Source organism: Pseudomonas sp. AC229 (assembly GCF_979254655.1).
Map to the genome: position 1 here is coordinate 104,289 of NZ_CEEDHK010000002.1, position 22,981 is coordinate 127,269.

Genomic DNA, 22,981 nt, shown 5'->3' on the forward strand with positions numbered 1-22,981 from the left:
TCCAGCAAGCAATCAAGCCTTGGCCGGAACGCCTGCCACCTCTACCGACGACTCCGCCGACCAGCCTTTCAGGCGCTCAACACTCGCCCGATACGGCTTCAGGCCTTTGGCCAACAACGCCACCGAGAACAGCACCGCCACGGTGGTGACGATCAGCAGCGAATACTTCAGGTCGTTGTCGTTAGCGAACACGTAGTCAGTCACCAAGGCCACCGCCGTTGGCCCCACGCCCAGGCCGATCAAGGTGATGACGAACAGATAAATCGCCGACGCCTGGCCGCGCATGGAGTTGGGCATGATGTCTTGAATCGCCGCCGGGGCCACGCCGAAGGGCATGCTGAGGAAGAACACCGCAGGCGCCATCATGATCGAGGCGATGTTGCCGGTGCTGGCCAGCGGGAACGCGAGCACGCAGGGCAACGCGCCCAATGCAGCGATAAGGCCCACGCGCATGTTGCTATCGGTGCGGCCGCGCTTGCTCATCCAGTCCGCCAGGCGCCCGCCGAAGACGATGCCCAGGCAACCGAATACCGCCACGATGCTGCCGTACACCACGCCAACATGGCCGGCATCCCAGCCGTAGGTGCGAATGTAGAATGTCGGAATCCACGCGGCGCTGCCGTAACCGGCAAAGGCCAGACCGGCGAAACCGAAGTTGTGGCAGATCACGGTGGTGCGGTTGGCACGGATGTAGCGCCCTACTTCGGCCAGCGGCACGGCCACGCCGGCGCCTACACCACGACGAGCCGGCTCACGCACGGCGAGCATCAACAAGGTGAACACCACGCCGGCCGCGCCCAACAGCAGGAAGATCAGCTGCCACGGCCGTACTTCGCCGATCACCGGCAACACCACATCGCCTTGCGCCGAAGCGAACTTGATAACCAGGCCGCCGAGCAGAAACGCCAGTCCAGAGCCCAGGTAAACGCCCATCGAGTACACGCTGATGGCGGTGGCGCGACGGTCGCTAGGGAAGCTGTCGGCAATCAGCGAATACGCCGCCGGCGACAACGCTGCCTCGCCCACGCCCACGCCGATGCGGCACAGCAGAAACTGCCAATACATACGCGCCATGCCGCAGGCGGCGGTCATTGCGCTCCAGAACAACACGCCAATGGCGATCAGGCCGCGACGACTTTTGGTGTCGGCCAATCGTCCCAGCGGAATGCCGCAGATGGTGTAGAACAGCGCAAACGACAAGCCCATCAGCAGGCTCATTTGCGTGTCATTGATTTCCAGATCGCGACGGATCGGGCCCACCAGCAGGTTGAGAATCTGCCGGTCGATAAACGATAGAACGTACGCCACCATCAGAATCGTGACGGTGCCCCAAGCGCGGAGGCTGGAGGGATAGCCGGCATTATTGTTGTTATGCACCATGGTCTCCTTCGGCGCTGCCAGTGCAACGCGCGGCCGTTGAAAGTGCTCGCAGAGTAGCCGCAACAGAGGGTGGTTTTGGTCGTTATCAGCCTAGCGAATGCAGCGTAAAGGCGTTGGCGAATGACCTGCCAGTCAGGCCGTCTGGCATTGGTACTTTGGGGTGATTGACCGGGCAAATCGGCCGGAAAAACTCATACTTTTGGGTGCTTTGGAAACGGCTTTCATGGCTGCGACTTGGCCTCGCCGTCGCCGCCCTTGTCGCAGTGATTCCGAACGACCCACCGCGTGAGCGCCCGTTTTTTCCCATCGGCATAAAAAAGCCCCGCACAAGCGGGGCTTCGAGCAAAACGGCAAAGCGCTGTTACGATTTCAACGGGTTTCCCAGCCCCGCCGGCGCGTTTTCACACAGCGTCGTCAGCGCTTCAACCCATTGCGGGTGGTCGTTGACGCACGGCACCAGCACCAATTCTTCGCCGCCGGCTTCCTTGAACTGCTCTTCACCGCGAATGCCAATTTCCTCAAGGGTTTCGATGCAGTCGGAAACAAACGCCGGGCACATCACCAGCAGCTTTTTCACGCCCTGCTTGCCGAGTTCGTCCAGGCGCGCTTCGGTGTACGGTTCGATCCATTTGTTGGCGCCCAGGCGCGACTGAAACGACACCGACCATTGCCCCGGCTTCAGGCCAACACGCTCGGCAAACGCTTCGGCGCTGCGCTGGCATTGGCTGCGATAACAGAACGCCATGATTTCGTCGCTCACGCCTTTGCTGTCAGGCGCACGCAAGTCGTGTTTTGGGTTGCGCACCAGTTTGCGGATATGGCTTTCCGGCAAACCATGGAAGCTCAGCAGCAGGTGGTCGAACCCTTGCTCCAGATAGGGCTTGGCGCTGGCCACCAGGGCGTCGATGTAAATAGGTTCGGCGTAGAAGGGTCGCAACGTGGCGAATTCCAATGCCAGCTTGTGCTCACTGACCACGCGCTTGGCTTCTTCGATCACGGTGGTCACGGTGCTGTCGGCAAACTGCGGGTACAGCGGCGCCAAGGTGACTTTCTTGATGCCCTGCTTGGCCAGGCGCGTCAGCACGTTTTCCAGTGAGGGCTCGCCATAGCGCATGGCCAGTTCGACCGGGCCGTGTTTCCAGGTGTTTTTCATTGCTGCTTGCAGACGCTGGCTCAGCACAATCAGCGGCGAGCCGCCTTCCCACCAAATCGAGCCGTAGGCTTCAGCGGAAGCCTCCGGACGCTTGATCAGAATGAGCGACACCAGCAGTCGGCGAATCGGCCATGGCAGGTCGATTACGTACGGGTCCATCAGAAATTGATTGAGGTAGCTGCGTACATCGGCCACCTGCGGCGAGGCCGGTGAGCCAAGGTTGACCAGAAGCAAGGCGTGATCGGTCATGCATATTCCTTAGCAAAGCGGAGCGGTTGTGAAGAAACGGCGCACAGCATCGCGCAAACACATGAAATTGCAAAATCGGTCATGGCTATTGCGCTGATTAATGGCGAATCTGTCGGCTGCCAGGCGACGAACAAAGCAGGCGTCTGCTGTTCAAGCGTTCTATACCTAACACAAGCACACAGGCCGTTCGAACCTGTGGCCAATCCGCGAATCAGAGCGAGGGAAGGAACTCGCAAAAGCAGGCCCGATGACTCTACGCGGGGTCGTTGGCAGCTGCTTTTCCACGCCCATGGCCAAACCAGGAGAGCGTCAGCCCAGTTTGCGAATTTAGAGGTCAGACATGAGTTTCCCCATCGCCATTATTGGCACCGGCATCGCCGGTCTTTCTGCCGCACAAACCCTGCACGAGGCAGGTCTCAGCGTTCAACTGTTCGATAAAAGCCGTGGCAGCGGTGGCCGCATGGCCAGCAAGCGCAGCGATGCCGGCGCGCTGGATATGGGCGCGCAGTACTTCACCGCCCGCGACCGCCGCTTCATCGACGCCGTGCACCAATGGCAGGCCCGAGGCTGGGTCGCCGAGTGGACGCCCAGCTTGTACACGTTCAGCAACGGCGTGCTAGGTGCCTCGCCCGACGAGCAAGTTCGCTGGGTCGGCACACCGCGCATGAGCGCCATTACCCGGGCGATGCTCGGCGCCCTGCCCGTCAAGTTTTCCTGCCGTATTACTGAAGTGTTCCGCGGCCCCGAGCACTGGAGCCTGCAAGACGCCGAAGGCCAAGTGCATGGCCCGTTCAGCCAGGTGATCATCGCCACCCCTGCTTCCCAAGCCAGTGGCTTACTCGCCGCCGCCCCGAAACTGGCCGGCGCTGCTGCCAGCGTGGCCATGGACCCGACGTGGGCCGTGTCCCTGGCGTTTGCAGAACCGCTGGATACCCCGGTGGAAGGCTGCTTCGTACGCGAAGGGCCGCTCGACTGGCTGGCCCGCAACCGCAGCAAACCCGGCCGCGAAACCGTGATGGATACCTGGGTGCTGCATGCCAGCAGCGCCTGGAGCCGACAGCACCTGGACCTGACCAAGGAAGAAGCCATCGAACACCTGCACGGCGCCTTTGCCGAGTTGATCGGCTGCGCCGTACCAGCACCGGCATTCACCCTCGCCCATCGCTGGCTTTATGCACGGCCGGCTAGCAGTCACGAATGGGGCTCACTGGTGGACGCAGACCTGGGCTTGTACGTGTGCGGCGACTGGTGTTTGTCCGGGCGCGTCGAAGGCGCCTGGCTAAGCGGCCAGCAGGCGGCGCTGCGGTTGCTGGATCATTTGCAATAAGGCGCAGCCGACGCCGCCCCCCTGTAGGAGCCAGCTTGCTGGCGAAGCGGCTCTATAGGCAAACGACTATATTGCGACCACAAAAAAAGGAGCCTCACGGCTCCTTTTTTCTAACCCATTCCCTACTAGTGCAGGATCTGGCTCAGGAACAGCTTGGTACGGTCGCTTTGCGGGTTGTCGAAGAAGTCGTTTGGTGCGGCTTGTTCAACGATCTCGCCTTTGTCCATGAAGATCACGCGGTTGGCCACGGTGCGGGCAAAACCCATTTCGTGGGTTACGCAAAGCATGGTCATGCCGTCTTCGGCCAGGCCGATCATGGTGTCGAGCACCTCTTTCACCATCTCGGGGTCGAGGGCGGAAGTGGGTTCGTCGAACAGCATGATTTTCGGTTTCATGCACAGGGCACGGGCGATGGCGACGCGCTGTTGCTGACCGCCCGAGAGCTGGCCCGGATACTTGTGCGCCTGCTCCGGAATGCGTACGCGCTCCAGGTAATGCATGGCAATTTCTTCAGCCTGACGCTTGGGCATTTTGCGCACCCACATCGGCGCCAACGTGCAGTTTTGCAGAATGGTCAGGTGCGGGAACAGGTTGAAGTGTTGGAACACCATGCCGACTTCACGACGGATCGCTTCGATCTGCTTGAGGTCGTTGGTCAGTTCCACACCGTCAACGACGATGCGGCCCTGTTGGTGTTCTTCCAGACGGTTGAGGCAACGAATGGTGGTCGATTTGCCCGAGCCGGAAGGCCCGCACAGCACGATGCGCTCGCCCTGTTGCACGTTCAGGTTGATGTCTTTGAGTACGTGAAACTGGCCGTACCATTTGTTCACGCCCTGCATTTGGATAATGCCTTCAGGGCTCACAGGCTGTTTGATCGCTTCGCTCATTTAATCGACTCCTAACGCTTGTGGCCTGTGTCCAGCTTGCGCTCCAGGTGCATGGAGTAGCGGGACATACCGAAACAGAAAATCCAGAAGACCAGGGCTGCAAACACATAGCCCTCGGTGGCCATGCCCAACCACGTGGGGTCGGCGGCCGCTTGTTTGACGCTGTTGAGCAGGTCGAACAGGCCGATGATGATCACCAGGCTGGTGTCTTTGAACAGCGCGATGAAGGTGTTCACGATGCCGGGAATCACCATCTTCAGGGCTTGCGGCAGAATCACCAGGCCCATGCTGCGCCAGTAGCCAAGGCCCATGGCGGCAGCCGCTTCGTACTGACCTTTGGGAATGGCCTGCAAACCACCGCGCACCACTTCGGCCACGTAGGCCGACTGGAACAGGATCACGCCAATCAGTGCCCGCAGCAGTTTGTCGAAGCTCATGCCCTCTGGCAGGAACAACGGCAGCATTACCGAAGACATGAACAGCACGGTAATCAGCGGCACGCCGCGCCAGAATTCGATGAAGGTCACGCTGACCACTCGAATCGCCGGCAAGTTTGAACGCCGTCCCAGCGCCAGCAGAATGCCCAGCGGCAACGCACCGGCAATACCGACGGTGGCGATAACCAGGGTCAGCATCAGGCCGCCCCAGCGGCTGGTGGGCACGTTTTCCAGACCGAAGTAACCGCCGTGCAGCAGCCAGAAGGCCACCAGCGGATACACGATCAGAAAGCCGATGCCGTAGGCAGCTTTGCGCGGGAATTTATTGATGAACAGTGGCGCCACGCCAATGATCGCCAGCCACACCGTGGCGTCTACACGCCAGCGCAGTTCGCTGGGGTAGAAGCCGTACATGAACTGACCGAAACGCTGTTGGATAAACACCCAGCACGCGCCTTCCTTGGTGCAGTCAGCGCGGGTGGTGCCAATCCAGTTGGCGTCGAAAATCGTCCAGCTCAGCAGCGGCGGCACGATCAACCAGATCAGATACACGGCGAACAACGTCAGCAGTGTGTTGAGCCAGTTGGAGAACAGATTGCTCCGCATCCAGGCCACTACGCCGACGCTTTTGCGCGGCGGTGGCATGTCGGGTTTGAAAGTATGAGTCGTCATGCGCCTTTCCTCACCGCTCGATCAACGCAATGCGCTTGTTGTACCAGTTCATCAGCAGGGAAATGCTGATGCTGATGGCCAAGTACACGCTCATGGTGATGGCAATTACTTCGATGGCCTGTCCGGTCTGATTGAGCACCGTGCCGGCAAACAGCGAAACCATGTCGGGGTAGCCGATACCGGCGGCCAACGAGGAGTTTTTCGCCAGGTTCAGGTATTGGCTGGTCAGCGGCGGAATGATCACGCGCAGGGCTTGCGGGATGATCACTTTGCGCAGCGTCGGACCGTTGCGCAGGCCCAAGGAATGAGCCGCCTCGGTCTGGCCGTGACTCACTGACTTGATGCCCGAACGCACAATCTCCGCGATAAACGCGGCGGTATACGCGGTCAGGGCGATGGTCAGCGCCAGCAGCTCGGGGATCATTACCCAGCCACCCACGAAGTTGAAGCCTTTGAGTGCCGGTGCAACCCAGTGCACAGGCGCACCGAAAATCAGCACGCTGAGGGCGGGAATCACCAGCATGATCGCCAGGCCAGCCCAGAACTTGTGGAACGGCACGCCAGTCGCTTCGAAGCGCTTGTTGGCCCAACGCACCATCAGCGCGGTGCCGACGATGGCCAGCAGCAGCGCCACGGCAAAGGCGCCAAAGCCATCGGCCATGGTGCCCTCGGGCATGTACAAGCCACGGTTACTGAGGAAGAAACTGTCGGCAATGTTCAGGCTGTTGCGTGGCCCCGGCAGAGGCAGCAACACCGCGAAGTACCAGAACAGAATCTGCAGCAGCGGCGGAATATTACGGAAGGTCTCGATATAAACAGTGGCCAGCTTGCTGACCATCCAGTTCGACGACAGCCGCGCCACACCGAGGATAAAGCCCAGAATCGTGGCGAACACGATACCGATAGCCGACACCAGCAAGGTGTTGAGCAGACCGATCACAAACACCCGTGCGTAGGTGTCCGACTCGGTGTAGCTGATCAAGTGCTGGGCAATACCGAAACCGGCACTGTTTTCCAGGAAGCCAAAACCCGAGGTAATGCCCCGGTGTTGCAGGTTGGTTTGCGTGTTATCGAACAGAAACCAGCCCATTGAGACCACCGCCACTATGGTGATGATCTGAAATAGCCAGGCACGAATACGCGGATCGCTTAGCGAAAAGCCCCGCGAGGTGCCGATTTGTTTTTGCATGGAGTGAGTGCCCCAGGAACGTTGAAACGGAAAAGCCCAGTGACCGCAAAGCAATCACTGGGCCGTCCACCTGACCGAGCGCACCCGGTCAGACGGCTGACAGCCTGTTAACGAACCGGAGGTGCGTACTGCAGGCCGCCTTTGTTCCACAACGCGTTCAGGCCGCGTTCGATTTTCAGCTCACTGCCCGCACCGACGTTGCGGTCGAACACTTCGCCGTAGTTACCCACTTGCTTGATGATCTGCACTGCCCAGTCTTTCGGCAGTTTCAGGTCTTTGCCGTATTCGCCGTCAGCACCCAGAAGACGCAGAACGTCCGGGTTCTTCGAGGACTTGGCTTCAGCTTCAACGTTTTTCGACGTCACGCCTGCTTCTTCAGCGTTGAGCATGGCGAACAGGGTCCACTTAACGATGCTGAACCACTCTTCGTCGCCTTTACGCACGACTGGGCCCAAAGGCTCTTTGGAAATTACTTCCGGCAGAACCACGTAGTCGTTTGGTTGGGCCAGCTTGATGCGCTGAGCGTAGAGCTGCGATTGGTCGGAGGTCAGCACGTCGCAACGGCTGGCTTCCAGCGACTTGGCGCTTTCGTCAGAGGTGTCGAAGGTGATGGGGGTGTATTTCAGGCCGTTCGAGCGGAAGTAGTCGGACACGTTCAGTTCGGTAGTAGTACCGGCCTGGATGCAGATGGTCGCGCCGTCGAGTTCCTTGGCGCTGGAAACGCCGAGCTTCTTGTTAACCAGGAAGCCGATACCGTCGTAATAGGTTACGCCGGTGAATACCAGGCCCATGCCCGCATCGCGGGAGCTGGTCCAGGTGGTGTTACGCGACAGCATGTCGACTTCGCCGGACTGGATTGCGGTGAAGCGTTCCTTGGCGGTCAGCGGGCTGTATTTAACTTTCGATGCATCGCCCAACACGGCAGCAGCAACACCGCGGCAGATATCAACGTCGATACCCTGATAGTTACCCTTGGCATCTGGAACCGAGAAGCCCGGCAGACCGTCACTTACACCGCACTGAACGAAGCCTTGTTTCTTGACCTTATCCAGAGTCGCGCCCGCTTGAGCGAAGCCGCTGGCGCCAAGAATGGTCGCTGCGGTCAGGATAGCCAGGGTGGATTTCACCATCTTCATTAAAACCTCCAGTTGCTGTTGTTGTGTTTGGAGTCTTGGCCCCACCGCCGTACCCTTTTGAGGCACGCTCGTCCATCGGATGACGGTTGAAACGGGGTGCAGACCTGGGAGCGAGTCTAGTTGGCGATGCCCCCATCGGCCAAAACTCACCCCCCGCTTACTCTTCGCATGGGTTTGCTGAAATAAACGGGTTGGGGATTTTCCCGTTCGCTTAGTCACTTTTCCGAAGTGACCCGCGGCGAATCTGTTGGGAATTTCCCGTGGCTTTTTTTAAGTATGTTCCTGCGTAACGCGATTGCCCGTTTACCGTGCCGCTCTACTTTGCATGAGTCGGACCGCACAAACGGTGGAGTGTTACCCAAATTGGGGCATGCAACCGGTTAATCCGTCTATAGCAAAGCCCGTACCACACGCTCTTGAAAAGGCCGAATTAGGCAGGTCAAGAGCAAAACTTGTAGCCTTGCGACATGTTCGTAACGGATACACCAACCCCTCATTCAAGCGGCGCCCCGAAGCAGGGCGTGCGCACCGAACTGGAGCCTAGCATGCACGAAAATCTGATACTCGAACCCACACTTTCTGCAGACGCGTGCGTTATTTGGCTGCACGGCCTGGGCGCCGACCGCTTCGATTTTCTTCCGGTTGCCGAAGCGTTGCAGCAACAGCTCACCAGCACGCGCTTTGTGTTGCCGCAAGCGCCTACCCAAGCGGTGACTATTAATGGTGGCTATGCGATGCCGAGCTGGTACGACATTCTGGCCATGAGCCCAGCGCGGGCAATCAACAACGAACAGCTCGAAGCCTCGGCACAGCGGGTGATCGAGCTGATAGAAGCGCAGCGCGACGGTGGCATCGACCCGTCGCGCATTTTTCTCGCCGGCTTTTCCCAAGGCGGCGCGGTGGTCTACCACGCGGCTTTCCTGCGCTGGCAAGGACCGCTCGGTGGGGTGCTGGCGCTGTCCACCTATTCGCCAACCCTGAGCCCCGATGTGGTGCTGGCGGATACAAAAAAACAACTGCCGGTTTACTGTTTGCATGGCACGTTTGACGACATCGTGCAGCGGGCCATGGGCCGCGCTGCGCATGACTGCCTCGAGGCGCAAGGCGTGCCCGTAACCTGGCAGGAATACCCGATGAGCCACGAAGTGTTGCCGCAGCAAGTGCGCGATATCGGCACTTGGCTGGCAGCGCGGTTGGGCTGAAACCCGCACAGCAAAAAAGGTCCGCACATGAACCAAGCCGTTGTTCATCAACCCGCGCAAGTTCCCGCTATCGCTTCGTTGCGCGACACCCTGGCGATTGAGCAAATAGCCCTGCAAGACCGCGACATGGCGCCCAGCACTTACGCCGTGTTGCAACGCAGTGCAGCGCGCAATCCGAACGCCACGGCACTGACCTTTTTGTTGCAGGGCAACAGTGAAGAACAGCCGTATCGGCTCAGCTACGGCGAGCTGTTCGCCAAGGTCACGCAAACCGCCAACGCCTTGCACCGCCTGGGCGTGCGCGCCGGCAAGGCGGTGTCGTTCTTGCTGCCGAATCTGCCGCATACGCATTTCACCTTGTGGGGCGGTGAAGCAGCGGGCGTGGTCAACGCGATCAACCCGCTGCTCGACAGCGAGCACATCGCCGAGCTGATCCGCGCGTCGGACTCCGAAGTGCTGGTGACCCTGGCGCCCTTCCCCGGCACCGACCTGTGGGACAAAGTCGCCGGCCTGCGCGAGAAGTTGCCGGAGCTCAAGCACATTGTCACCGTGGACATGGCCAACTACCTTCCCGAGCCACAGCGCAGCGGCATCAAGGCCCAGCGCGGCGGCTTGCCGGCGGGCGTGCTCGACTTTGACGAGCTGATCGCCGACTGCCCCGACGATCATCTGGAAAGCGGCCGCATCATCAGCCCGGACGACATCGCCTCGTACTTTCACACCGGCGGCACCACCGGCACCCCGAAGCTGGCGCCGCACACGCACCGCAACGAAGTGGCCATGGCGATGATTCTCGCCTTCGCCATCGACCTGCATGCCAGCGACGTCACCCTGTGCGGTTTGCCGCTGTTCCATGTGAATGGCGTGATGGTCACCGGACTGGCGCCGTTCTATGTCGGCGCCGAAGTGCTGCTCGCCACGCCGCAGGGTTATCGCAACCCGAGCCTGATTCAGAACTTCTGGAAAATTATCGAGCGCTACCGCGTCAGTTTCTTCAGCGGCGTGCCGACTATTTACGCCGGCCTGTTGCAAGTGCCGAGCACCGGGCACGACTTGTCTAGCCTGCGCTATGCCTTGTGCGGAGCCGCGCCGATGCCGGTGGAATTGATTCGCCAGTTCGAAAGCAAAACCGGGCTGAAGCTGATCGAGGGTTACGGGCTTACCGAAGGCACGTGTGGCACCTGTGGCAACCCGCCGGCGGGGGAAAGTCGCCCGGGGTCCATTGGCATTCGCATGCCCTATTGCGAGGTGAAAATTGCCGTGCTCGACGAGCAAGGCAACTACCTGCGCGACGCCGCCGAGAATGAAATCGGCAATCTGGTGCTGCGCGGCATCACGGTCTTCAAGGGCTACCTGCAGGCCGACAAGAATTCGGGCATTTGGGTGGACGGCGACTGGTTCAACACAGGCGACCTGGGTCGCATCGATGCGGACGGGTACATCTGGCTGACCGGGCGCAGCAAGGATTTGATCATCCGCGGCGGCCACAACATCGACCCGCAAATGATCGAAGAAGCCTTGCACAAACACCCTGCCGTGGCGCTGGCCGCGGCCGTCGGCAAGCCGTGCGCGAAAGCGGGTGAACTGCCGGTTGTGTACGTGCAGTTAGTTCCAGGCGCGACGGTCAGCGCTGAAGAACTAATGACCCACGCCGCTGCACATATCCCGGAACGGGCCGCTGTGCCCAAAGATGTGTGGATCATCGACGCCATTCCGCTCACTGCCGTGGGCAAAACCTTTAAACCAACGCTGCGCTACGACGCCATCCGTCGGGTATTTGAAGCCGACCTACGGCATATCGATCCGCAGGTGAAGGTCGAGGTGACAGCTCACGACAGCTACGGCCAGTTGGCACGTGTGTACCTACAAGAGCTAGACGCGACGCGCCGTGCAGCGGTGGACGACTGCCTGGCCGGCTACTCGGTGCGCTACGAGGTAGTGGACGGCGCCTGAGGCTACCCAAATAAACAGTGAACGGAAAAATCGGTAGCAGACTCAGAATTATTGTCGGGCTGTGAACCGCTGAGCAGCACAGCGCCGCCATGCCAGCTATGGTTCACCTGGGTCTTCACCAACCCGTTGAAACGGCGAAACGCCAGCCGCTGGCGCAGCGAACATGATGATCGCCTGCGCCAACCGGGGCCTCGTCAGGCGGTTCAGCAAATCGGGTTTTCGCACTAACGAAAGGATGCGTCGCGATGCCATTCCCTATTGTTCACACACACGGAACGCTTCAATTGCGATGAAAAACGCGCAGTGGCAGGCCGACCTGCACTCCATCCATGACATGCGTCTGTTCCAGAACGTCGCGGCCCATAACCTGGGGCGCCTGCTGGAAAAGTTTCATGCCTTCGAACTGGACGCTGAGGAAGTGCTCCTCTCTCCTTTCGACCGCAATCAGCACCTTTACGTGCTGCTGGAAGGCGAACTCAAGGTGTTCCTCGGCTCGTTGGACAACCCTGCCGTGACCACCCTTCAGCCCGGCGAGTGCGTGGGGGAAATCAGTTTTATCGACAACGATCACCCGTCTGCCTATGTGGTCGCGGCCGGCCGTTGCCTGGTGCTGCGCCTGCACCGCGAGTCGTTGTTCAGCCTGTTCGCGCAATCGCCGGAGCTGATGCAAAACCTGCTGCAACTGCTCTGCGAGCGTGTGCGCCAGGGTAACCAGATCATTATCGACAGCGAGCAGAACGCCAACGTCGACACCCTGACCGGCGCCTTTAACCGGCGTTGGCTGGAACATATCTTCGAACGGGAAAACACCCGCTGCGCCTTTAACGGGCAGCCGATGTGCCTGTTGATGCTCGATGTCGATCACTTCAAGTCCTACAACGACAACCACGGCCACCTGGCCGGTGACTACGCGTTGTGTCTGGTCGCGCATACCCTGCGCAATCAGCTGCGCCCCAAAGACAGCCTGACGCGCTACGGCGGCGAAGAGTTCGTGATTCTGCTGCCGGAAATGAACGCCGACGAAGCCCGCGCCATCGGCGAACGGCTGCGCGCGGCGTTGGAGCAAGTGACTTCGTTTTACTCGCCGGTGGGTGTGCTGCCGGGGGTGACGATGTCGATTGGCTTAGCGGAAATGCGCGCCAATGACACCTTGCAGAGTCTGATCGCGCGAGCGGATAGCGCGCTGTATCAGGCCAAGCAACAGGGGCGTAATTGTTTGTGTGGGTGAGGTGAGGTCGCGATAACGCTTCAAGAGCATCGCGGCTAAAGCCGCTCCCACAGAAGAGCGCGCTGCGCGCACAAAAAAGCCCGGCTAATCAGCCGGGCTTTTTCATTTCAACGCCACGCTTACTGAGACAGTACCTGGCCGATGGTTGGATCTTTGAACGAGCGCGTCAGGGCGTCGCTCAACACGTCGCTGACCAGCTTGGTGTTGGTGTCCTGGTTCGGCGCCATGCCGAATTTCTGGTCCAGGGTTGCGCCGTAGCGACCGCTGTAACGGCGGGTGGCGTTTTGTACGTCGACACGGAAGGTCGCGCCAATGTTGGCTTCGGTAACGTACATGCCTTCTTTAGGCGACTGGTATTTCAGGTCGGCCAAGGTGAGGGTAATTTGCGGCGCGTTCATTGCACCCGGCGACGGGGTGAAACCGAGCAGGCGAACGGCGGCTTCGGCTTGTTGTTGCAGCTTGGGCACAATATCGGCGCCGGCAACGCTGATGGCGCTGGTTTCCGGGTACAGACCGCCGCGGGTGCCGAGAATGGGCGAAGGACGACCGTCAACCACACGCACGATAACGGGCTGGCCCTGGCCGACCGGCGTCAGGTTGCCGTTGAGTTTGGGGGTGGGGCTCAGTTGTTGCGGGCTGTGGGCACAGCCAACCAGCGCCAGGCTGGCTACAGCGATCAGACCTAACAGCAGACGGTGCAGCATGCTCATCTCTCCACAAGGGTTGGAACGCCCGGTTGGGCCGCTTGAAGTGGCCGCAGTATACCCAGCGCAGCGGCGGCCTGACAGCGCTGAAGGTTGAGACAAAAGCGGCTTTGCGAGGTTCCGGAAATGCGGGGTTTCAGGCAGTTCAGCGGCCAATCGCTACCGGTCGGCCCGCGTGCAAACGTCACGCAAGTGTTGGCGGGCTGACCGATGGGTGAATAAAAGTCACGCTAAAAAACCAACTTTTGTCATTTCACCGTTATAATCGCGCCCCGATTATAAGGACGTCTCCTGCTCGGGCCTCGCAGCTACCCTGATGTACTCAGCATCAGCAAGCACCGCCCCAGAGAGTCGCCCACTTCGCGTGACCTTTGCACTATCTCTGCCTTGCTCCAGCACCTTGTCTTCATGGGTGTAAAAGCGCGCAGATTGTAGCCATAAGGCACCTGAACTTTTGAGGTTCACGTTTCCAAAAGAACGTGAAAAAACGGTTTCACAACTTCACAAGAGTGTGGCGAGCAAATGGCGCAAAACGATTACGAGGCTGTCGATGTGCTGCTGGTTGGTGCCGGCATCATGAGCGCGACATTGGCCGTGCTGTTGAAAGAGCTCGACCCCGGCATCAAGCTGGAAGTCGCTGAAATGCAGGCGTCGGGGGCCATCGAAAGCTCTAACCCCTGGAACAACGCCGGTACCGGTCACGCCGGTCTGTGTGAACTGAACTACACCCCCGAAGCCGCCGACGGTTCGGTGGACATCAAAAAAGCCGTGAACATCAACACCCAGTTCGAGGTGTCGAAACAGTTCTGGGCACACCTGATGCAGCAAGGCAATTTCGGCTCGCCGAAAGCCTTCATCAACCCGATTCCGCACCTGAGCTTCGTACAGGGCGACAAGGGCATCCAATTCCTCAAAACCCGCCACGCCGCCATGGTTAAACACCATGCCTTCGATGACATGCAGTACACCGAAGACAAAGGCGTAATGGCCGAGTGGATGCCACTGATGATGCCCGGCCGTGCTGCCGACGAAGCCGTCGCCGCGACCCGCGTGGAGTCTGGCACCGACGTCAACTTCGGCGCGCTAACCACACAACTGCTGAAGTTTCTCGGCGAGCAAAGCGATTGCCGCGTGAGCTACAACCAGAAGGTTGTCGGCCTCAAGCGCACCGATAAAGGCTGGCGCGTCAGCATCAAGAACACCCAGTCGGGCGCCACCCGCGAAGTGGACACCCGCTTCGTGTTCCTCGGCGCTGGCGGCGCTGCCCTGCCCTTGCTACAAATGTCCGGTATTCCCGAAGGCAAAGGTTTCGGCGGCTTCCCGGTCAGCGGCCAGTGGCTGCGTTGCGATGACCCGGAAATCGTTAAACAGCACGAAGCCAAGGTGTACAGCCAGGCGGCGGTCGGTTCGCCACCCATGTCGGTTCCACACCTGGACACCCGCGTGGTCGACGGCAAGAAATCGCTGCTGTTCGGGCCATACGCCGGCTTCAGCACCAAGTTCCTCAAGCACGGCTCGTTCCTCGACCTGCCGCTGTCGGTTCGCCCGAGCAACCTCGGCCCGATGCTGGCCGTGGCACGCGACAACTTCGACCTGACCAAGTACCTGATCAGCGAAGTGCTGCAATCGAGCGAGCAACGTATGGAATCGCTCAAGCGCTTCTTCCCGCTGGCCAAAGCCTCGGATTGGCGTTTGGAGATTGCGGGACAGCGCGTGCAGATCATCAAGAAAGACCCGAAAAAAGGCGGCATCTTGCAGTTCGGTACCGAACTGGTCGCGGCCAAAGACGGCACCATCGCCGCCCTGCTGGGCGCTTCGCCTGGTGCTTCGGTCACCGTGTCGATCATGCTGGAACTGATTGAGCGCTGCTTCCCTGAGCAAGTGAACGCTGCCTGGGCTGAGAAGCTGAAAGCGATTTTCCCGGCTCGGGAAAAGGCGCTGGAAACCGACGCCACGCTGTACCGCGAAGTGAACGCCCGCAGCAATGAGCTGCTGGGGTTGACGCCGCGCAAGGTGGAGTCTGCGGCGACGGTTTGATTTACTGTCCCGAACGAAAAAACGGCGCCTGATGGCGCCGTTTTTTTTTAGAGCTTGCTCGCGAACCCTGAAAACGAAGTCCTCAAAACAAAAAAAGCCCCGCCAAAGCGGGGCTTGAAGTGCGGCGCCGCAAGGGCACCGCAAAGGGAAACATTAAACCAGGCTGGTCAACGCATCACGGCTGAACGGAAGAATCTCGTCTTCACGGCCGTCACGTACTTTCACCGCCCAATCCGGGTCAACCAACAGCGCACGGCCCACGGCTACCAGGTCAAATTCCTGCTTGTTCAAGCGCTCCAGCAGGGCGTCGAGTTTTTCGGGCTGCGCGACCTTGTCGGTCTTGACCATGAACTGCATGAACTCGCCATCCAGGCCCACGCTGCCAACGGTGATGGTTGGTTTGCCAGTGAGTTTGCGGGTCCAGCCGGCCAGGTTGAGGTCGGAACCTTCGAACTCGGGCTCCCAGAAGCGGCGGGTGGAGCAGTGGAAAATATCCACGCCGGCATCCGACAGCGGTTGCAGGAATTCGCCCAGCGCTTCGGGCGTGGTGACCAGGCGTGCGGTGTAGTCCTGCTGCTTCCATTGCGAGAAACGGAAGATGATCGGGAACGTCGGGCTGGTGGCGGCGCGTACGGCCTTGATCAGCTCGATGGCGAAACGCGAACGGTTGGCCAGGCTGCCGCCGTATTCGTCGTCGCGTTGGTTGGAGCCTTCCCAGAAGAACTGGTCGATCAGGTAGCCGTGGGCACCGTGAATTTCCACGCCGTCCATGCCGATGGCCTGGGCGTCTTTGGCGGCCTGGGCGAAGGCGGCGATGACGTCGGCGATGTCTTGCTTGGTCATGCCGTGCACAACCTCAACGCCGTCTTTCACTTTGCCGGTTGGGCCGTAGCCCGGAACGCTGGCGTCCGGCTCGGTGCCGATACGGCGAACGCTGCCGACGTGCCAGAGCTGCGGAACAATTTTGCCGCCTTCAGCGTGTACGGCATCGACCACTTTTTTCCAGCCAGCCAGGGCGTCTTCACCGAAGAAACGCGGCACATGCGGGTAACCGTTCGAGGCTTGGTGGCCGACGGTGGTGCCCTCGGTCACGATCAGCCCCACACCGCCGGCAGCGCGGCGACGGTAGTACTCGATGACGCCCTCGTTAGGCACCCCGCCTGGCGAAAACGAACGGGTCATTGGCGCCATGACCACACGAGTCGGCAACTCCAGCTCGCCTAGGCGGAACGGTTCGAACAGGGCTTTCACAAGAGCGGTCATGCGGTTCTCCTAACGGGCATCTGGGTTGCGCAGCGTGGCAGCGCAGTGGTTTTTTGAAGAATCAAACGGGCGTCAGCAGACGCTCCAGTTGGTGCAGAAAAACGGACAGCGGCGCGGCGTTGGCACCGGCTTTCATGCGCATCAGCGTGCCTTCCCAGGCATTGGCGATAAATTCAGCCAGCTCCACACAATCAGTGGCGGCGCTCAGTTCGCCGGCCTCGCGCGCTTCCAGTAAGCACCCGGCGAGGATGTCCACCGAGCGCTGCAGAATGCTTTCCACCTGCAAGCCAATGGGCTGCGACGGCTCGGCCATTTCGAAACTAAGGCTGCCGATAAAGCAGTGGTACTGCGGCTTTTCCTGGCGGCGGAAGTGGTTCAGCAGCTCGCCGTAAAAATTCAGAATGCGTGCCCGTGGGCTCAGCGCCGCGTTGCTCAGCGCCGTGGCGTAGCGCTGCAACCGCGGCGCATACAAATGCTCGAGCGCGTGCACCGCAAAGTCTTCTTTGCTGGCGAAGTAGTGATAGAACGAGCCTTTAGGAATACCGGCGGCCTGCACGATTTCTTGCACGCCGGTGCCGTGGTAGCCGCGACGCAGCATCACCTCCGAACCCTTGGTGAGGATCAGATCGCGCTTGTCGAGACGGATAGTGGAGGTGGCGTTGTTCATGGCGGCGATCATATGACCGGTCGTCTCGTCCCGCCCAGCATCATTGATAGGAGTGATAAAGCCCTACAAACGCTTCGGAAAATCCCGATATACATCGCTGCTGGCAACAGCGTGGTTTGGTCGATACCAGCTATTGAACGGGTCGATTTCAACAAAAGCGGAGCGAGTAATAGTCTGAGCCCACTCTCACTCACCGGGCCGATAGGAGGCTCCAATGAACCGCTTAATGACTATCGCCCTGCTGCTAACCGCCATCGTCCTCACCGGCTGTGCCGGCCAAGGTCAATCGATGCTGGAGTTGAAACCCTACACCGCTCTGGAGCTTCGCCAGAAAGCGCTGGAAGACTTGAGTCGTCAGGGTTTGTCATTCGACGAATACCAACTCAAACGCGCCCAATTGCAGGGCCAGCCAGTACGTGATTTCGACTTTGATGGAATGGATGAACTGAACGCGGGCCGTAGCAATGGCAGCCGCGAAGCGCATCAGGGGTAACGAGGCTTTTAGGCTTCTTCCGAGCTTCTGCGCTAGAGCCAGGCAAGGCGCCCCGGAGCTTTTAAGCGCAGCGTACTCAAGTACGTGAGCATTAAAAGCGAGGACGCAACGCAGCCTGGCCGACGCGCAGGAGGTCGTAATTAAGCCAGGGCTTTTTCGATGGCTTGAACGATGGCCGGATCATCCGGCGGCGTTCTTGGCGAGAAACGCGCCAACACGCGCCCATCCTGCCCCACCAGAAACTTCTCGAAATTCCAGGTGATGTCGCCAGGAAACTCCGCGCCCTCGCCCGCCAACAAGCGATACAGCGGATGACGGCCAGGGCCGTTCACCTCGAGCTTGCTGCTCAGGGGGAAGCTGACGCCGTAGTTGAGGCTGCAGAATTCTTTAATTTCGTCTTCGCTGCCAGGTTCCTGGCCGGCGAATTGATTGCAAGGCAGACCGAGCACGCTGAAGCCTTGGTCTTTGTACTGCTGATACAAGCTCTCCAGCCCTGCGTACTGAGGGGTGAGCCCGCATTTCGAGGCGACATTGACCACCAGCACAACCTTGCCCTTCAGGGGCGCGAGCGGCAATTTCTGGCCATCCAAGGCGCGTAAATTGATGTCGTGAAAAGCACTCATGACGAACTCCAAATTGTCATCGGACAAAAGAAAGCGCCCGTAGGCGCCGTCTTTTCAAATCCAGTTAGCCGCTCAAGCAGCTTAGCTGAATCAATGGTGGTGACCACCTTCGCCATGGATATGACCATGGGCAATTTCTTCTTCGCTGGCTGCACGTACGGCAACCACTTTGATCTGGAAGTTCAACCGTTGGCCGGCCAGCGGGTGGTTGCCGTCGACGGTAACGTCGTCGCCGTCCAGATCGCGGATGGTGACGATCTGCATGCTGCCATCCGGCGCCGACGCGTGGAACTGCATGCCGACTTCAAGCTCATCAACGCCTTCGAACATGCTGCGGCTCAAGGTGCTGACCAATTCAGCGCTGTATTCGCCGTAGGCTTCTTCAGGCTCAACGGCCACGTTCAGTTCATCGCCAGCCTGCTTGCCAACCAGGGCTTTTTCCAGACCGACGATAATGTTGCCTGCGCCTTGCAGGTACACCAGCGGAGCGCCGCCGGCAGAGCTGTCGATCACCTCACCAGCATCGTTGGTCAGGGTATAGTCGATGGAGACAGCCGTATTGGCAGCGATCAGCATGGGGCAGAACCTTTGCGAAAGAGTGGAGAACGGGCAAGTTTAACCAAGGGTTCGGCCGAAAGCGAACCGAGCGCAGACGGACGGCCCCACGCCCCGGCGCGCAGCGCAGCGCGCATTACAGGCTTTCGCCAGGACGAAGAAGGGCACTGGGTGGCGATACTTTCCTGCGGACATACGCAACACCTGCGCCACCAGCCGCCCTGGCAAAACCGCGACTGGGTGCAAGACCCCACGCAACGCGCAGAAAAAATCGGTCAGCCTTTCCCCTGCGGCTGGTGCGCGCAAGCGGTGGAACCGAATGGAGTTGGACAGCAAGGCGAGGAGCAGTGATGCAAGCACGGCATATTCTGGTGATCAATTGCGGCAGTTCATCCATCAAATTCGCCTTGATTCACGAGGCTCACTCACAAACGTTTTTGAGCGGTGAAGCGCAAAACCTCGGCACCTACGATGCCGAATTGCATTGGCGCCGGGGCGCCGAGTTCGACAGCCTGATGATTCCCAACGCCGACCACCGCGCCGCGCTCTCGCAGCTGCTGCCCGTGGTGCAAAGCGCGTGTGGCGGCAAGCTGCATGGCATCGGGCACCGCGTGGTGCACGGCGGTGAGCGCTTCAGCGAAGCACGCCGCATCGACGCCCGCGTACTGGCCGAAATCAACGCCACCGCCCACCTGGCGCCGCTGCACAATCCGGCCAATCTGCTGGGCATCGAAGCCACCCTCAAACTCTTCCCCAACCTGCCGCAAGTGGCCGTGTTCGACACCGCGTTCCACCACAGCCTGCCCGACTACGCGTACCGCTACGCGCTGCCGGAGAACCTCTACCGCGACCACGGCATTCGGCGCTACGGCTTCCACGGCAGCAGCCACCGCTACGTCACCGGCCGCGCCGCCGAAATGACCCACCTGCCGGTGGAAGACAGCTGCTGGCTCTCGGCCCACCTCGGCAACGGCTGCTCCACCTGCGCGGTGGTCAACGGCCAAAGCCGCGACACCAGCATGGGCCTGACGCCACTCGAGGGCGTGGTGATGGGCACCCGCAGCGGCGACGTCGACCCCAACCTCCACAGCCATCTCGCGCTGAGCCTGGGCTGGGACATCGAGAAAATCGACTCCATGCTCAACCACGACGCCGGCCTGCTCGGCTTGTCCGGTTTGTCCAACGACATGCGCACGCTGGAGCAAGCGCACCGAGACGGCCATGAAGGCGCGACGCTGGCCATCGAAGTGTTTTGCTACCGCCTGGCCAAATCGCTGGCGGCCATGAGCTGCGCCTTGCCGCGTCTGGACGGGCTGATTTTCACCGGTGGCATCGGCGAGAATTCACCGCTTATTCGCAGCAAGACTGTGAGCCATTTGCGCTTGCTGAACGTGCAGCTCGACGACGAAGCGAACGAGCGTTATATCCGTGGCCTTTCCGGTACGATCCACGCCTACGGCCACCCACGCGTACTGGTGATTGCAACCAACGAAGAGCGGCAGATCGCCCTCGACACCTTGCAGCTACTGCACTAACAGCGCTGTCGAACAATGGGCCTTGCCGATCAGGCGAGGCTTTATAAAAAAGCGCGAACCACGCGCGGCTCAGGAACTTGCATGCAGACTTATTTTCTTGCCCCCAGCGGTTTCGGCGTCGGCCTGACCTCCATCAGCCTTGGCATGGTCGGCGCGCTCGAGCGCGTCGGTTTGCGCGTGGGTTTTTTCAAGCCGGTGGCGCAGCCGCAGCCTGGCGACCAGGGTCCGGAACGCTCCAGCGAATTGGTGGCCCGCACCCACGGTTTGCAGTCGCCGCCGCCGGTTAGCCTCGCCCATGTCGAACGCATGCTCGGCGAAGGCCAACTCAACGACCTGCTGGAAGAATTTATTCGCCTGTACCAGGACGCCGCCCGCGATAAAGACGTGGTGATCGTCGAAGGCATGGTGCCCACCGCCCATACCAGCTATGCCGCGCGCATTAACCTGCACTTGGCCAAGAGCCTGGACGCTGAGGTCATTCTGGTCACCGCGCCGGATGGCGACAGCGTCAGCGAGCTGTCCGACCGCCTGGAAATCCAGACGCAGATGTTCGGCGGCCCGCAAGACAGTTCGGTGCTCGGCGTCATCCTCAACAAAGTGCGCGACGACGAAAACGCCACTGCCTTCGCCGCCCGCCTGCAAGACCACTCGCCGCTGCTGCGCCGACACGATTTCCGCTTGCTCGGTTGCATCCCGTGGCTCGATCAATTGAACGCCCCGCGCACGCGCGACATCGCCGACATGCTCGGCGCCCGCGTAATCAACGCTGGCGAATACGAGCAGCGGCGCATGCAGCGCATCGTCTTGTGCGCCCGCGCCGTGGCCAACACTGTGCAGTTGCTAAAGCCGGGCGTACTGGTGGTCACCCCTGGCGATCGCGACGACATCATCCTCGCTACCTGCCTGGCCGCCACCAATGGCATGCCGCTGGCGGGCTTGTTGCTGTGCAGTGATTTCCCGCCGGACCCACGCATCATGGAACTCTGCCGGGGCGCGTTGCAAAGCGGCTTGCCGGTGCTGTCGGTGACCACCAGCTCGTACGACACCGCCAACAACCTCAATCAGCTCAACAAAGAAATTCCCATCGACGACCGCGAGCGCGCCGAGCGGGTGACGGACTTTGTTGCCAGCCACATCGACCACAGCTTTCTCAGCCAGCGTTGCGGCGAACCCCACGAGCACCGCATGTCGCCGCCGGCCTTTCGCTTCCAGCTGGTGCAACGGGCGCAGGCAGCCAACAAACGCATTGTGCTGCCCGAAGGCAGCGAACCACGCACCGTGCAGGCTGCCGCTATTTGCCAGGCGCGCGGCATCGCCCATTGCGTGCTGCTGGCCAAGCCTGAGGAAGTGCAATTGGTGGCCCAAGCCCATGGCATCGAACTGCCGCCCGGCCTGGAAATTCTCGACCCGGATTTGATTCGCAGCCGTTACGTGGCGCCCATGGTCGAGCTGCGCAAAGGCAAAGGCCTGAACGCGCCGATGGCCACGCAGCAGCTCGAAGACCCGGTGATGCTTGGCACCATGATGCTGGCGCTGGACGAAGTGGACGGCCTGGTTTCCGGTGCGATTCACACCACCGCCAACACCATCCGCCCGGCCCTGCAACTGATCAAAACCGCGCCGGGCTACAAGCTGGTGTCGTCGGTGTTTTTCATGCTGCTGCCCGATCAGGTGGTGGTGTACGGCGACTGCGCGGTAAATCCCGACCCCTCGGCCAGCGAGCTGGCTGAAATTGCCGTGCAAAGCGCCGAGTCGGCAGTGGCCTTTGGCATTGAGCCACGGGTGGCGATGATCAGTTACTCCACCGGTGAGTCCGGCAGCGGTGTGGATGTCGACAAAGTGCGCGAGGCCACCCGCCTGGCCAAGCAGGCGCGGCCTGACTTGCTGCTCGACGGCCCACTGCAATACGACGCCGCCGCCATCGAAAGCGTGGCCCTGCAAAAAGCCCCGAACAGCACCGTGGCCGGACATGCCACCGTGTTTGTGTTTCCCGACCTCAACACCGGCAACACCACTTACAAAGCCGTACAACGCAGCGCCAATTGCGTGAGCGTGGGGCCGATGCTGCAAGGTTTGCGCAAACCGGTGAACGACCTGTCACGCGGCGCGCTGGTGGACGACATCATCTACACCATCGCCCTGACCGCGATTCAGGCGGCGAATCTTCCGTAGCGCCCCGCCGCTTCTTTGTGGGAGCGGCTTCGCTTGAGGCTGCTCGCGAAGAAGCAGAGACGCTTGCAGTTCCCCCTGCAATGGTTAATCTCTGCGCCTAACAACCGCCATCTTCT

General features: G+C 60.4%; 20 protein-coding genes. 9 read left to right on the plus strand and 11 right to left on the minus strand.

All coding sequences use genetic code 11. The features are described 5' to 3' along the window. Positions 1-12 precede the first annotated feature (12 nt). Together AC0IW7_RS03120 and hemH are read right to left on the minus strand one after the other, a co-directional pair. The gene (locus AC0IW7_RS03120) at positions 13-1,377 is read right to left on the minus strand and encodes a spinster family MFS transporter (RefSeq protein ID WP_471815676.1); all 1,365 of its coding nucleotides are present in this window, start codon (positions 1,375-1,377) and stop codon (positions 13-15) included. Positions 1,378-1,741: 364 nt separating this feature from the next. After that, positions 1,742-2,782, minus strand: coding sequence for a ferrochelatase (hemH, locus tag AC0IW7_RS03125; protein ID WP_471815677.1), 1,041 nt, complete (start codon positions 2,780-2,782; stop codon positions 1,742-1,744). 340 nt (positions 2,783-3,122) lie between these two features. Here hemH and AC0IW7_RS03130 point away from each other — a divergent pair, with 340 nt between their 5' ends. After that, positions 3,123-4,109 carry an NAD(P)/FAD-dependent oxidoreductase gene (locus AC0IW7_RS03130; protein ID WP_471815679.1) on the plus strand — a complete coding sequence of 329 codons (987 nt, stop codon included), beginning with the start codon at positions 3,123-3,125 and terminating at the stop codon, positions 4,107-4,109. A gap of 125 nt (positions 4,110-4,234) precedes the next feature. Here the strand turns inward: AC0IW7_RS03130 and AC0IW7_RS03135 are convergent, their stop codons facing one another. The 4 genes from AC0IW7_RS03135 to AC0IW7_RS03150 all read right to left on the minus strand — a co-directional run bounded on the left by AC0IW7_RS03135 (position 4,235) and on the right by AC0IW7_RS03150 (position 8,433). Beyond that, complete coding sequence (locus tag AC0IW7_RS03135; RefSeq protein WP_122452069.1) at positions 4,235-4,999, minus strand: amino acid ABC transporter ATP-binding protein; 765 nt, start codon at positions 4,997-4,999, stop codon at positions 4,235-4,237. Between the two features lie 11 nt (positions 5,000-5,010). Next, positions 5,011-6,108: an amino acid ABC transporter permease gene (locus AC0IW7_RS03140; protein ID WP_471815681.1), complete on the minus strand. Its 1,098-nt coding sequence runs from the start codon at positions 6,106-6,108 to the stop codon at positions 5,011-5,013. A 10-nt stretch (positions 6,109-6,118) separates the two neighbouring features. Then, positions 6,119-7,297, minus strand: coding sequence for an amino acid ABC transporter permease (locus AC0IW7_RS03145; RefSeq protein ID WP_122492821.1), 1,179 nt, complete (start codon positions 7,295-7,297; stop codon positions 6,119-6,121). 107 nt (positions 7,298-7,404) lie between these two features. Then, entirely contained in the window at positions 7,405-8,433 is a 1,029-nt protein-coding gene (locus AC0IW7_RS03150) for an amino acid ABC transporter substrate-binding protein (RefSeq protein ID WP_471815683.1), read from the minus strand. Between the two features lie 545 nt (positions 8,434-8,978). Between AC0IW7_RS03150 and AC0IW7_RS03155 the strand changes: the two genes are divergently transcribed. The 3 genes from AC0IW7_RS03155 to AC0IW7_RS03165 all read left to right on the plus strand — a co-directional run bounded on the left by AC0IW7_RS03155 (position 8,979) and on the right by AC0IW7_RS03165 (position 12,816). After that, a complete protein-coding gene (locus tag AC0IW7_RS03155; protein WP_471815684.1) occupies positions 8,979-9,635 on the plus strand; it encodes an alpha/beta hydrolase in 657 nt (218 codons plus the stop codon). Between the two features lie 27 nt (positions 9,636-9,662). Continuing rightward, positions 9,663-11,588: an acyl-CoA synthetase gene (locus AC0IW7_RS03160; RefSeq protein WP_471815685.1), complete on the plus strand. Its 1,926-nt coding sequence runs from the start codon at positions 9,663-9,665 to the stop codon at positions 11,586-11,588. Positions 11,589-11,877: 289 nt separating this feature from the next. Continuing rightward, a complete protein-coding gene (locus tag AC0IW7_RS03165; RefSeq protein ID WP_463381843.1) occupies positions 11,878-12,816 on the plus strand; it encodes a GGDEF domain-containing protein in 939 nt (312 codons plus the stop codon). Positions 12,817-12,935: 119 nt separating this feature from the next. Here AC0IW7_RS03165 and AC0IW7_RS03170 read toward each other — a convergent pair whose 3' ends face one another. After that, the gene (locus tag AC0IW7_RS03170; protein WP_463381842.1) at positions 12,936-13,520 is read right to left on the minus strand and encodes a YajG family lipoprotein; all 585 of its coding nucleotides are present in this window, start codon (positions 13,518-13,520) and stop codon (positions 12,936-12,938) included. Between the two features lie 522 nt (positions 13,521-14,042). On the opposite strand from AC0IW7_RS03170, the gene mqo reads away from it, so the two are divergent. Continuing rightward, positions 14,043-15,557 (plus strand): malate dehydrogenase (quinone), encoded by a 1,515-nt coding sequence (gene mqo / locus AC0IW7_RS03175; RefSeq protein WP_122492827.1) that lies wholly within the window; start codon positions 14,043-14,045, stop codon positions 15,555-15,557. Between the two features lie 153 nt (positions 15,558-15,710). Here the strand turns inward: mqo and AC0IW7_RS03180 are convergent, their stop codons facing one another. Continuing rightward, positions 15,711-16,820: an NADH:flavin oxidoreductase gene (locus tag AC0IW7_RS03180; RefSeq protein WP_471815688.1), complete on the minus strand. Its 1,110-nt coding sequence runs from the start codon at positions 16,818-16,820 to the stop codon at positions 15,711-15,713. Between the two features lie 61 nt (positions 16,821-16,881). Continuing rightward, positions 16,882-17,487 carry a TetR/AcrR family transcriptional regulator gene (locus AC0IW7_RS03185; protein WP_471815690.1) on the minus strand — a complete coding sequence of 202 codons (606 nt, stop codon included), beginning with the start codon at positions 17,485-17,487 and terminating at the stop codon, positions 16,882-16,884. Positions 17,488-17,701: 214 nt separating this feature from the next. Here AC0IW7_RS03185 and AC0IW7_RS03190 point away from each other — a divergent pair, with 214 nt between their 5' ends. Beyond that, complete coding sequence (locus tag AC0IW7_RS03190) at positions 17,702-17,980, plus strand: hypothetical protein (protein WP_471815692.1); 279 nt, start codon at positions 17,702-17,704, stop codon at positions 17,978-17,980. 140 nt (positions 17,981-18,120) lie between these two features. Here AC0IW7_RS03190 and AC0IW7_RS03195 read toward each other — a convergent pair whose 3' ends face one another. Then, positions 18,121-18,603: a glutathione peroxidase gene (locus AC0IW7_RS03195; protein WP_471815694.1), complete on the minus strand. Its 483-nt coding sequence runs from the start codon at positions 18,601-18,603 to the stop codon at positions 18,121-18,123. Positions 18,604-18,693: 90 nt separating this feature from the next. Next, entirely contained in the window at positions 18,694-19,179 is a 486-nt protein-coding gene (locus AC0IW7_RS03200) for an FKBP-type peptidyl-prolyl cis-trans isomerase (protein ID WP_108096087.1), read from the minus strand. Positions 19,180-19,329: 150 nt separating this feature from the next. On the opposite strand from AC0IW7_RS03200, the gene AC0IW7_RS03205 reads away from it, so the two are divergent. The 3 genes from AC0IW7_RS03205 to pta all read left to right on the plus strand — a co-directional run bounded on the left by AC0IW7_RS03205 (position 19,330) and on the right by pta (position 22,865). Then, positions 19,330-19,509, plus strand: a complete 180-nt coding sequence (locus AC0IW7_RS03205; RefSeq protein WP_471815696.1) for a DUF3565 domain-containing protein — start codon at positions 19,330-19,332, stop codon at positions 19,507-19,509. Further along, positions 19,509-20,693, plus strand: a complete 1,185-nt coding sequence (locus tag AC0IW7_RS03210) for an acetate kinase (protein ID WP_463381838.1) — start codon at positions 19,509-19,511, stop codon at positions 20,691-20,693. Before AC0IW7_RS03205 ends, AC0IW7_RS03210 begins: the two co-directional genes overlap by 1 nt. 81 nt (positions 20,694-20,774) lie before the next feature. Then, positions 20,775-22,865, plus strand: a complete 2,091-nt coding sequence (gene pta, locus AC0IW7_RS03215) for a phosphate acetyltransferase (protein ID WP_471815698.1) — start codon at positions 20,775-20,777, stop codon at positions 22,863-22,865. Positions 22,866-22,981: the final 116 nt, after the last annotated feature.

Bases quoted from the DNA above. Each gene is read 5' to 3' on its own strand.
- AC0IW7_RS03190 (WP_471815692.1), top strand. From the start codon at position 17,702: ATGAACCGCTTAATGACTATCGCCCTGCTGCTAACCGCCATCGTCCTC.
- AC0IW7_RS03165 (WP_463381843.1), top strand. From the start codon at position 11,878: ATGAAAAACGCGCAGTGGCAGGCCGACCTGCACTCCATCCATGACATG.
- AC0IW7_RS03135 (WP_122452069.1), bottom strand. From the start codon at position 4,999: ATGAGCGAAGCGATCAAACAGCCTGTGAGCCCTGAAGGCATTATCCAA.
- AC0IW7_RS03150 (WP_471815683.1), bottom strand. From the start codon at position 8,433: ATGAAGATGGTGAAATCCACCCTGGCTATCCTGACCGCAGCGACCATT.
- AC0IW7_RS03160 (WP_471815685.1), top strand. From the start codon at position 9,663: ATGAACCAAGCCGTTGTTCATCAACCCGCGCAAGTTCCCGCTATCGCT.
- AC0IW7_RS03155 (WP_471815684.1), top strand. From the start codon at position 8,979: ATGCACGAAAATCTGATACTCGAACCCACACTTTCTGCAGACGCGTGC.
- AC0IW7_RS03140 (WP_471815681.1), bottom strand. From the start codon at position 6,108: ATGACGACTCATACTTTCAAACCCGACATGCCACCGCCGCGCAAAAGC.
- AC0IW7_RS03145 (WP_122492821.1), bottom strand. From the start codon at position 7,297: ATGCAAAAACAAATCGGCACCTCGCGGGGCTTTTCGCTAAGCGATCCG.
- AC0IW7_RS03210 (WP_463381838.1), top strand. From the start codon at position 19,509: ATGCAAGCACGGCATATTCTGGTGATCAATTGCGGCAGTTCATCCATC.
- hemH (WP_471815677.1), bottom strand. From the start codon at position 2,782: ATGACCGATCACGCCTTGCTTCTGGTCAACCTTGGCTCACCGGCCTCG.
- AC0IW7_RS03130 (WP_471815679.1), top strand. From the start codon at position 3,123: ATGAGTTTCCCCATCGCCATTATTGGCACCGGCATCGCCGGTCTTTCT.
- AC0IW7_RS03180 (WP_471815688.1), bottom strand. From the start codon at position 16,820: ATGACCGCTCTTGTGAAAGCCCTGTTCGAACCGTTCCGCCTAGGCGAG.
- mqo (WP_122492827.1), top strand. From the start codon at position 14,043: ATGGCGCAAAACGATTACGAGGCTGTCGATGTGCTGCTGGTTGGTGCC.
- AC0IW7_RS03200 (WP_108096087.1), bottom strand. From the start codon at position 19,179: ATGCTGATCGCTGCCAATACGGCTGTCTCCATCGACTATACCCTGACC.
- AC0IW7_RS03170 (WP_463381842.1), bottom strand. From the start codon at position 13,520: ATGCTGCACCGTCTGCTGTTAGGTCTGATCGCTGTAGCCAGCCTGGCG.
- AC0IW7_RS03195 (WP_471815694.1), bottom strand. From the start codon at position 18,603: ATGAGTGCTTTTCACGACATCAATTTACGCGCCTTGGATGGCCAGAAA.
- AC0IW7_RS03185 (WP_471815690.1), bottom strand. From the start codon at position 17,487: ATGAACAACGCCACCTCCACTATCCGTCTCGACAAGCGCGATCTGATC.
- pta (WP_471815698.1), top strand. From the start codon at position 20,775: ATGCAGACTTATTTTCTTGCCCCCAGCGGTTTCGGCGTCGGCCTGACC.